The 10,119-nt window shown below is 61.0% G+C and carries 10 protein-coding genes and 1 pseudogene; 6 read left to right on the top strand and 5 right to left on the bottom strand.

Going from position 1 to position 10,119, the window contains the following annotated elements; translation table 11 throughout:
* Together V7082_RS20155 and V7082_RS20150 are read right to left on the bottom strand one after the other, a co-directional pair.
* On the bottom strand, nucleotides 1–1,058 hold a 1,058-nt coding region (locus V7082_RS20155; RefSeq protein WP_334151357.1), incomplete at its 3' end, for a thiolase family protein.
* Between the two features lie 236 nt (nucleotides 1,059–1,294).
* The gene (locus V7082_RS20150; protein ID WP_334151356.1) at nucleotides 1,295–1,657 is read right to left on the bottom strand and encodes a hypothetical protein; all 363 of its coding nucleotides are present in this window, start codon (nucleotides 1,655–1,657) and stop codon (nucleotides 1,295–1,297) included.
* 304 nt (nucleotides 1,658–1,961) lie between these two features.
* On the opposite strand from V7082_RS20150, the gene V7082_RS20145 reads away from it, so the two are divergent.
* From V7082_RS20145 to V7082_RS20120, 6 genes are all read left to right on the top strand, one after another.
* Nucleotides 1,962–2,528 carry a sigma-70 family RNA polymerase sigma factor gene (locus V7082_RS20145; RefSeq protein ID WP_334151355.1) on the top strand — a complete coding sequence of 189 codons (567 nt, stop codon included), beginning with the start codon at nucleotides 1,962–1,964 and terminating at the stop codon, nucleotides 2,526–2,528.
* Complete coding sequence (locus tag V7082_RS20140) at nucleotides 2,515–3,156, top strand: DUF1109 domain-containing protein (protein ID WP_334151354.1); 642 nt, start codon at nucleotides 2,515–2,517, stop codon at nucleotides 3,154–3,156. Before V7082_RS20145 ends, V7082_RS20140 begins: the two co-directional genes overlap by 14 nt.
* Before the next feature lie 50 nt (nucleotides 3,157–3,206).
* Nucleotides 3,207–3,653, top strand: coding sequence for a hypothetical protein (locus tag V7082_RS20135; protein WP_334151352.1), 447 nt, complete (start codon nucleotides 3,207–3,209; stop codon nucleotides 3,651–3,653).
* A 104-nt stretch (nucleotides 3,654–3,757) separates the two neighbouring features.
* The gene (locus V7082_RS20130; RefSeq protein ID WP_334151350.1) at nucleotides 3,758–4,153 is read left to right on the top strand and encodes a FixH family protein; all 396 of its coding nucleotides are present in this window, start codon (nucleotides 3,758–3,760) and stop codon (nucleotides 4,151–4,153) included.
* Between the two features lie 389 nt (nucleotides 4,154–4,542).
* Nucleotides 4,543–5,592, top strand: a complete 1,050-nt coding sequence (locus V7082_RS20125; RefSeq protein WP_334151348.1) for an efflux RND transporter periplasmic adaptor subunit — start codon at nucleotides 4,543–4,545, stop codon at nucleotides 5,590–5,592.
* Nucleotides 5,589–8,753: an efflux RND transporter permease subunit gene (locus tag V7082_RS20120; protein WP_334151347.1), complete on the top strand. Its 3,165-nt coding sequence runs from the start codon at nucleotides 5,589–5,591 to the stop codon at nucleotides 8,751–8,753. Before V7082_RS20125 ends, V7082_RS20120 begins: the two co-directional genes overlap by 4 nt.
* Nucleotides 8,754–8,820: 67 nt before the next feature.
* Here the strand turns inward: V7082_RS20120 and V7082_RS20115 are convergent, their stop codons facing one another.
* The 3 genes and pseudogenes from V7082_RS20115 to V7082_RS20105 all read right to left on the bottom strand — a co-directional run.
* Nucleotides 8,821–9,420, bottom strand: a complete 600-nt coding sequence (locus tag V7082_RS20115) for a S26 family signal peptidase (protein WP_334151359.1) — start codon at nucleotides 9,418–9,420, stop codon at nucleotides 8,821–8,823.
* A 20-nt stretch (nucleotides 9,421–9,440) separates the two neighbouring features.
* On the bottom strand, nucleotides 9,441–9,650 hold the full coding sequence (locus V7082_RS20110) for a helix-turn-helix domain-containing protein (protein ID WP_334151345.1): 210 nt from the start codon (nucleotides 9,648–9,650) through the stop codon (nucleotides 9,441–9,443).
* 256 nt (nucleotides 9,651–9,906) lie between these two features.
* A pseudogene (locus V7082_RS20105) lies at nucleotides 9,907–10,119 on the bottom strand (hypothetical protein); the annotation flags it as partial.

The raw sequence follows: 10,119 nt of genomic DNA, 5'->3' as shown, positions 1-10,119 counted from the left end.
CCGATCGGATGGCCATGGGCAATGGCGCCGCCCTCGACATTGACGAGATCTTCGGACAGTCCGATTTCGCGGTTGAGCGCGATCGCAATGGCAGCAAAGGCCTCGTTCACCTCGGCACGCTCGACATCGGCAAGCCGCCAGCCCGCACGCTCGAGTGCTTGCCGAACCGCTGGAATGGGCCCAAGACCAAACATGCCGGGATCCACCGCGCCGACGCCATAGGAAACGAGGCGTGCGAAGGGCTCGAGCCCGTGCTTTTCAGCCCATTTTGCGTCGGCAACGATCATCGCGGCCGCACCTGTATTGAGGCCTGGAGCATTTCCGGCCGTAATCGTGCCGTCCTTACGGAACACGGGCTTGAGCTTTGCAAGGGACTCCGCCGTCGTCTCGGGTCGATTGTGCTCGTCTCGGTCGAACGTCGTCGACTGCTTCGTGCCGGGCACCGCGACAGAAACGATCTCATCGGCAAACCGACCCGCGGCTTGCGCCTCCGCAAACCGGCTCTGTGTCCTGAGCGCCCATGCATCCTGGGCGTCCCGAGTAACTTGGTACTTGGCGACAAGATCCTCCGTGTGCCAGCCGGAGTGCTGGCCGGAAAAGGCGTCATTCAGACCGTCGCGGAGCATGCTGTCGTAGATTTGCGCATCCCCCATGCGATAGCCCCATCGGCCGCCGGTCATCAGGTAGGGAGCCTGGTCCATATTCTCCATGCCACCCGCGACGGCGCACGAGACGTGGCCAAGCATGATCTCCTGGGCGGCAGTCGCGATGGCCTGCGCGCCCGAGCCGCAGACACGGTTCACCGTCATGGCGGGCACCTCCACGGGCATACCTGCACTGCGCATCGCTTGCCGCGCCGGATTCATTTTTGCACCAGCCTGGACGACCTGCCCCATCACGACTGTGCCCACGTCTGCCCCGGCGAGCTTGGCGCGTAGGAGCGTCTCCCTGATAGCGACGCCACCGAGATCCGATGCCGGGACTGCTTTCAAAGAGCCGCCGTATGTCCCGATCGCCGTACGAACAGGAGCACAAAGAACGACGTTGGACTTGGCCATACCGAACTCCAATTCTGACCGACACAGGAACCGACCATCTGCAGGCCCGCACCCGCAGCCCAGAAACACTTGCTTTTGGACGGTCGGATTGTTCTCCGTCAACGGCGTAACAAAATGTAATACTTCAGCAATGAACCGACACACATCCGGGACTATTGCGCGACCGTCACCGAGATGACGAAAGCCGGTCCCAAACGGGAACCGGCTTTCGCACTCACTCGACGCGCTCGAGGGGGCTAGGCGGTCGAGTGATCCTTCGGCGAGCCTTCGCGGGGCAAGCCATCGTGATAGCCCGGCTTGTGATGAGCGATCACCACGGCAGGCGTTGCGACGGCCGATGTCTTGGCAGCTGCTCCACGGGACTCTCGCGTCCGCTTGTCCTGGGTGCTGCCCTGCTCATGGCGATGTTCGGGCTTGGAAACAGGCCCCTGACGTTCAGACGACACGCCCTTGTTGTGCTCGTGAGGCACAGCGTAGGGCATTCCCTTGTACGGGTACCGCCACACGGTCTCGGCCATTGCCGGGCCAGCCAGAGTACCCGTCACGAGAGCCGCGGCGGCAACGTTGACGATGAAACGCTGGAAAGAGGAATTCGACATGTTCGGTTCTCCTTGCATTCTCACGTCCACCCTTCCGGGAGGATCATGTGATGCAAGTAAGTTCGCGGCGGAGATCCCTTCGGTTACACGCCAACAGCCAAATGCTTTGATGATCAGGGCGCGCGACGCGGCAGCAAGAGCGGTGCGGCCCGACAAAGCAGCCGCACCAGTCGAACATTTCGAGCATCGCGGATGCCAGGACAACCAACCCCACTGACCTGGGCAATGTTTTTTGCACACACACTGTAACCAAGGCCGGGCAGACCGCGAATAGATGAGTGAGCAATAGGGGCAAGGATCGCCAGTGACCGCGAACGAGGCCGAACTCAAGAAACTCATGCTGGCGGGACTGGATGGTGATGCAGTTTCCTATCGCGGTCTTCTCGACCGGCTAAGCCGGGTACTCCGCGCCTATTTCAGAACGAGATTGACGCGGATAGGTCGTGAACTCACCGAAGCCGAGGATGTTATGCAAGACGCGCTTATGGCAATCCACACCCGTCGCCACACTTACGATCGCGACAAAATGCTTTTGCCATGGGTCTTCGCCATCGCCCGTTACAAGCTCGTCGATCATCTCCGTCGGACGCGCGCTGGGATGGCCAACATCCCACTGGACGACGTGGAGGCGCTCGCTTTGCACGAGGAGGCATCATCCATTGAAAGCAGCCATGACCTGCACAACCTTCTCCGTGAACTTCCAGACGGAATGCGCAATGCCATCCAATCCGTCAAGCTTGACGGATTGAGCGTAGCAGAAACCGCGAACCGACTCGGCATGTCGGAATCTGCTGTAAAGGTCAATGTACACCGCGGATTGAAGCGGCTGGCCACCCATATCGCAAAGGGGACAACCCGTGAAGACCGATGACCTGATCAACATTCTGACAACGAATGTCGAGCCCGTCGACCGCCGCCAGGTCGCGCGCGAAATTCTTGCCATCGTCGCGCTTGGCGCCATCGCGGTGATTGCCGTGATTTGGGTGACGATGGGCATCCGCTCCGATCTCATGCAAGGCGAGACGCTGATCCACGTGTTGCTCAAGCTTGCCTTTGCGGCAGGAGTCGTGGCCGTCGCGACGGCCTACTTGATGCGCGTCGCCCAGCCAGGCGGTGAGAAGCAACTTTCAATCACGTGGCTCGCGCTACCTTTCGCCATGACCATGCTTGTTGCCGGTGCCAGCCTTACACTCACCTCCAAGGCACACTGGGAGGCGATGATTGTCGGAGACCAGTGGCTCGAATGCCTGCTCTCGATCCCGATCATCGCGATCATGCCATTCACAGCCGTTATCTGGGTCATGCGGCGGATGGCTCCCACGGACCTGACCCGGGCGGGAGCGCTCGCCGGGCTTCTCTCCGGCGGTCTCAGCGCGATCGGATACGCCCTCCATTGCACCGACGACTCGTTACCGTTCGTCGCACTTTGGTATGGCGGAACGATTGCCTTGTGCACCTTCGTGGGTGCCAAGCTTGGGCCGCGTCTGCTGCGGTGGTGATGAGGTTTTGGGCACTGATCCTTAGACAAGCTTAAAGGAGATCACCAGAAATGACCGGCAACATGCTTAATCGACAAGCCATTGCCGGTTACCAAGAGCTGTGGCACCATTTTTTTATGCGAAAGCGTTGTCTCCATCGTTGGTCGGTGATGCTCGGCCTACTCGCTATGTTCGGGGCGATTGCAGCCATGCCGCTCGCAACGACTTACGCCTTTGCAATGTCCAGCAAGTTGACGGAGATGTCGGACAACATTTCGACCACGGCATCGCATGAGGATCTCCCGTGCCATCAAGCTGAGAAGCCTCACCCCCATTGCCCTCAAAAAATTTGCCCCGAGATGGGAACCTGCCTGGTCAAACTTTTCCAGCCGTTGCCCACGCCGGTCGGCGAAACGCGATTGGATCAACGCGCCATGAGCGATGGCGTCGCGCCAGCGCTTGCGCGCTTCACGACCAGTTCGCTGGTCCCTCTCCTTCTTCGGCCTCCCAGCGTCTAAACCCGCGCTTTCGAGCGTCTCAGGATTGCAGCGGATATCGCCGCAGTACGCAAGCGCGCGGCCATGGTGGCCCGCGCAGGGTCATGACAACAGGAGAAGCACAAATGCAACGTTTCACATTGCGCGCAGCTGCCCTTGGCGTCGCGCTCGTCATCGGCATAGCCGGCACAGCCATCGCCGATGTCAAAGACTATGAATTCCGGCTCCTCACCCAGGAGGTGAAGAAAGGCGAGGCGACCATTGGCGTCAAGCTCGTGCACAAACCTTCCGGCAGAGCCATTCCGGACGCCGTCATCTTTGCCAAGCGTATGGACATGGCACCGGACGGAATGGCGATGATGGATACGCCGCTCGAGCCAATCCCACCAACCAAGCCGGGCATCTATCAATTCAAGACCGAACTCACCATGGAAGGCAATTGGCAATTATCGCTGGGCGCCAAGGTTCAGGGCGAAAGCGGAACGGTCGAGAACAAACTCATTCTGAAAGCAATCAAATGAATTCCGTCATCAAGGGAATGGCAGTCACCGCAGCCATAGCGGCCTCGGCGGTCGCCGGACTGTGGTTCGGTCAACAAGGCATCGTTACATTCCCCGCGACGCCGACCGCACGTCACGAAGTGCCAAAAACAGCGGCGAGTGGCCCTATCATTTATTACCGCGACCCAAATGGCAGGCCGCTGTATTCCTTGACGCCCCGCAACACAGACAGCGGCGAACCGTACGAAGCCGTCCGTGCGAGCGAGGACGTCTCATTCGATCCAGACGTCCCTGGTCCTTCTGACATCAAAACAACAAACGCCCCAGGCGGCGAGAGGAAAATCAAATACTACCGCAACCCGATGGGACTTCCGGATGTCTCGCCTGTGCCCAAGAAGGACTCGATGGGAATGGACTATATTCCCGTCTACGAAGGCGAGGAACAGGGCGGTGCGAGCGTCACGGTAAGCCTCGACAAGGTGCAGCGGTCGGGTGTGCGCACAGAGGAAGCCCGCATGGTCAAGCTCGTGCGGCCCGTTCGCGCGCCCGCCATCGCCAAGCCCGACGAACGGTCCATGCGCATCGTGTCCTTGCGCGCCGACGCCTTCATCGAGAAGCTCTACGTCAACGAAACGGGCCAGAGCGTCACGGCAGGCGAGCCGCTGTTCCGGCTCTACAGCCCGCAGATGGTAACGGCGCAGATCAACTACCAAGTCGCCGCCCGCGACCGGACGGGAACAGGGACGAGAGGAGCGGAGCAGCAGCTCCAGAATCTCGAGGTCCCCTCATCGGTTCTCGATACGCTCCGTAGCACCGGCGAGCCCGTCATGTCGATCGACTGGCCTTCGCCGGTCTCGGGCGTTGCGATGGAGAAGCGCGTCGTCGAAGGGCAGATGGCGCGCATGGGCGACGAGCTGCTTCGTTTCGTCGACCTGGCGACTATCTGGGTCATCGCCGATGTTTCCGAGCAGGACCTCGCCTCTGTTGAGATCGGGATGCCGGCAAAGATCCGGTTCAAGGCCCTGCCTGACGGGCCTTTCGAGGGCCGCGTCACATTCATTCTGCATGAGATCGACCCGGCAACGCGCACGGGAAAGGTCCGCATCGAGGTAAAAAATCCGGAGCATCGCATCAAGCATGAGATGTACGCCGATGCGGAGATTGAATCCGGCGCGAAAGAACGGGAGCGCCTCGCGGTTCCTACCTCCGCCGTCATCGACAGCGGCAACCGGCAGGTCGTTCTCGTCGCGCGCGGCGAGGGCCGGTTCGAGGCGCGAGCCGTGAAGCTCGGCGCGAGAGGCGACGAACTCGTGGAGATCCGCGAGGGCGTAGCGGCGGGCGAGAAGGTCGTGGTCTCGGCAAACTTCCTGATCGACGCGGAAAGCAATCTCAAGGCAGCCCTCTCGAGCTTCTCCGGAGACGCGGCCCAAACAGCCGCACCAGAGGAGCAGCCGAGATGATCGCGCGCCTCATCCGCTGGTCGGCCACGAACCTCGTCCTCATCTCGATCGCCTGCCTGTTCGCGATCGCCGCTGGCGTCTACGCCGTTCGCCACGTGCCGCTCGATGCGATTCCCGATCTCTCTGACACCCAGGTCATTGTCTATACCGAGTATTCAGGTCAGGCGCCTCAGGTCATCGAGGACCAGGTCACCTATCCGCTGTCCACGGCGATGTTGTCGGTGCCGAGATCCAAGGTGGTTCGAGGCTTCTCGTTCTTCGGCGTCTCCTTCGTCTACGTCATATTCGAGGACGGCACGGACATCTATTGGGCGCGCTCCCGTGTCCTTGAGTACCTGTCCGCCGCTGCTCGCAATCTGCCGGCCGGCGTGACGCCGTCGCTCGGCCCCGATGCGACCGGTGTCGGCTGGGTCTACCAGTATGTCGTCATGGCCGCGAAACGCACTCTGGCCGAGCTTCGCTCCACCCAGGATTGGCAAGTGCGTTTCGCGGTCGCCCAGGCGGATGGCGTCGCCGAGGTCGCAAGTGTCGGCGGTTTCGTGCGGCAATACTCGGTTATCGTCGATCCCCGGCGACTCAAGGCCTTCGGAATCCCGTTGACCAAGGTGCGGGATGCGATCCAGCAGTCCAACATGGACGTAGGAGGCCGCGTCATCGAGCTGGCTGAGACCGAATTCATGGTGCGCGGCCGCGGCTATCTGCGCGGTCCGGCCGACATCGAGGCCATTGCACTCAAGGCCGAAGGCGGCACGCCTGTCTTTCTGCGCGACGTGGCCAGAGTGGAGCTGGCGCCCGACGAGCGCCGCGGCGTCACGGAACTCAATGGCGAAGGCGAGGTCGTGTCCGGCATTGCCGTGCAGCGCTATGGGCAGAATGCCTTGTCGGTCATCGACAACGTCAAGGCGCGGCTGGCGGACATCAAGGACAGCCTGCCGGAGGGAACAGAAATTGTACCCGTCTACGATCGTTCGGATCTCATCCGCCGCGCCATTGCTACGCTGAAAACTACGCTCATCGAGGAAAGCGCCATCGTTGCGCTCGTGTGCGTCGTGTTTCTCCTGCACGTTCGCAGCGCGCTGGTGGCCATTATCACGCTTCCGCTTGGAGTCCTCATCGCCTACGTTTGCATGTACGCGCTCGGCTTGTCCTCAAACATCATGAGTCTTGGTGGCATTGCCATCGCCATTGGCGCCATGGTCGATGCGGCTATCGTCATGATCGAGAACGCCCACAAGCATCTGGAACGTGCGCCGCCTGGCAAGCCGAGAACCGAGATTCTGATCGAGGCAGCGAGCGAGGTAGGCCCCGCGCTCTTCTTCTCGCTGCTCATCATTACCGTGTCGTTCCTGCCGATCTTTGCCCTGGAAGCTCAAGAGGGGCGTCTGTTCCACCCACTCGCATTCACCAAGACCTTCGCAATGGCGGCGGCTGCGCTGCTGTCTGTCACCGTGGTTCCCGCGTTAATGGTACTGTTTGTACGTGGGCGTATCGTACCCGAGCGCAGCAATCCGGTGAACCGCTTCCTTGTCTGGATCTACCGTCCCGTTATCAAGGGCGTGCTCCGGGCCAAGGGTTTGACAATCAGTCTCGCCCTTATTGTTCTGGCGGTCAGTGTGTGGCCCGCGATGCGCCTCGGATCGGAGTTCATGCCGAGCCTGAACGAGGGCACGCTGCTCTATATGCCGACCACACTGCCTGGCCTTTCCATAACCAAAGCCAGCGAACTTCTGCAGACACAGAACAAGATCATCAAGTCCTTCCCCGAGGTTGAGAGCGTCTGGGGCAAGGCGGGCCGCGCCTCTACCGCGACGGATCCCGCCCCCACAGAGATGTTCGAGACGGTCATCAACTTGAAGCCGGAGACGGAATGGCGGGAAGGTCTCACACTCGATGGGCTTATCAGTGAGATGGACACGGCGCTGCAGTTTCCTGGCGTGTCAAACGCATGGACCATGCCGGTCAAGGCCCGCATCGATATGCTGGCAACGGGAATCCGTACGCCGATCGGCGTCAAGGTCCTCGGCCGCGATCTTACCGTTATTGACGGACTCGCCCGAGAGATCGAGGCGGCGATCAAATCGGTGCCGGGCACGTCAAGCGCGTTCGCCGAGCGCATCATCGGCGGCTACTATCTTGAGATCGAACCTGATCGCGAGCAGCTCGCACGCTATGGGCTCATGATCGGCGACGTTCAGCAGGTCATCGCATCCGCGATCGGCGCCGAGCCGATCACGACCACAGTCGAAGGTCGCGAGCGATATGGCGTCAGCCTCCGCTTTCCCCGCGACGTGCGCTCCAATCCGGACGCAATCGCGCGCGAGGTCCTCGTTCCGTTGCCGAACGGCGCATCAATCCCCCTGGGGCAAGTTGCTCGCGTCAAGCGCACGCAGGGACCGGCCTCGATCAGAACCGAAAATGCGCAGCTCGCCGCCTACATATTCGTCGACGCCCGCGACCGCGACCTCGGCAGCTACGTCGCCGATGCGCGCCGTGCCGTAACCGAAAGGGTGAAGTTCCCGCCCGGCTACTACGCAGTCTGGAGCGGGCAGTTCGAATACTACGAGCGGGCCAAGCAGCGGCTCCTGCTCGTCGTTCCGGTCACGTTGCTGTTAATCTTTCTGTTGCTCTATCTCAATTTCCGCCGCGTCGCCGAAACTCTCATCGTGATGCTGTCTCTGCCGTTCGCGCTCGTTGGCGGACTTTGGCTGATGTGGTGGCTCGGGTTCAATCTGTCGGTCGCCGTCGCCGTCGGCTTCATCGCGCTGGCGGGCGTCGCGGCGGAGACAGGCGTCATCATGCTGATCTACCTCCAGCACGCGCTCGACGAGCGCCGCCGCATCGCCGAGCAGGAGCGGCGCAATCTTACCCACAGCGATCTGCACGCCGCCATCATGGAAGGTGCCGTCGAGCGCGTGCGGCCGAAGATGATGACAGTCGTCGCTATTATGGCCGGGCTGCTGCCGATCCTATGGAGCTACGGCACCGGCTCGGAGGTCATGCAGCGCATCGCCGTCCCCATGGTGGGCGGCATGGTCTCGTCGGCGATCCTAACGCTCGTCGTCATCCCGGCAATCTATGCGGTCGTCCACGGTGCGGCATTGAAGCGGCAAACGACTGCACATTCGGTCAGCGCTCACTTCAGCTCTTCAGATAGTTCCTGAAGCAAGGCGTTTTCGCCGTTGGACAGCATCCTTTGGATTCACTTCGAACTCACCTGATAAACGTTACTCAGTAAGCGAATAATATTTCTGCAATACCTAAGACACAGGACCAAATTACCGAGACGTGCCCATTTGGGCACTGAGACACGGGGTGGTTAAATCCCTGAAACGAATGGTCGGAACGGGGGAGATTTGAACTCCCAACCCCAGGCCCCCATACGGGAACAGCGGTCCCGATGACGTGCCTGGCATGCAGGGGACCGAAATAGCGGCTGTCGAAGCTCGCCGGATGATCTGCCAGCAGGAAGACTTCGCCGTCCTTGAGGATGCGACACCCTTGCCAAGCAGGGAGTGGCTCGCTTACGGTTGCAGCACGGGCAACGAGTTGACCGCGCAAAAAGACGTGGGCTCCGAACCGGCAGACGCGGTCGCCTACGGTGCCAGCGACCGGCTTGATCAGCAGGGCCGAGCGCGGAAGGTATCCGCGCTGATCCGCGAACTGTGCGATTGCGTCTGGAAGGCGGACCAGAGCAAGTTCTTCGAGGTTGGGGCGTCGTTGCACGGCCCCGTAAAGCCCAATTTCCACGCTGGGCGATGCGTTCCAGACAAAAAACACCATTGTACCCTGAGGCGCCGGCGCTATCAGAAAGGCAAGCCCGATGCCCATGCCGGCCATAGGGCGTGTTCTCATGGCTTGCGTCCTGATGACGATTGCCGGCGGGCGCGCTCGGACCACTCGAGCAACTCCTTGTGGTGATAGAAAACTCGGCCACCGTGCTTGCGGAACGACGGTCCGCTGCCCTGCCAGCGCATGTTCTCGAGCGTATGCGCCTTGAGCCGCAGAAGCGCAGCGGCCTCCTCGGTCGTTAGTAGCGGCAACCTTTTGAGCGTGGCCATCTTGGGTACTCCCGACTGAGTTGGTACTGCCGGGAAGGGTGGCGGGAAGCCGCACGCATGGGGAGTGTCGTTTGTCGATTGATGGGAAACGCCACACTACGCTTGCCGATCTCGTACAGAAGGAACCCAACAGCCGATGGCATACGTTGATTGTTCCCTGCACGGCATGCTTTCTGATCCCAGCCCCTGTTCGTCTGGCGGAAACCTGAAAATAGGCGTCCAGAAAACAGTTGCTATAGAGGACGCGAAGCGGCGCCTAAGTGCCGCCTAATTTGCGAAGGTCGATGAGCGGGATGCCAAGCTTCAGCGCCTTGTCGGCGAAGTTGTCTTGGATTCCGTTGCCGGGGAAGATGAGGACGCCGATTGGCAGCACGGCGAGCATCGCGTCGTTGCGCTTGAACGGTGCCGCCTTGGCATGCGCCGACCAGTCGGGCTTGAAGGGAATGTGCGGGACCTTGCGCTGATCGGC

The sequence above is a fragment of the Hyphomicrobium sp. genome, assembly GCF_036833075.1.
Taxonomy (GTDB): Bacteria; Pseudomonadota; Alphaproteobacteria; order Rhizobiales; family Hyphomicrobiaceae; genus Hyphomicrobium_C.
Note: the sequence above shows the minus strand (reverse complement) of the source record. Positions and strands in the feature narration are given on the sequence as shown.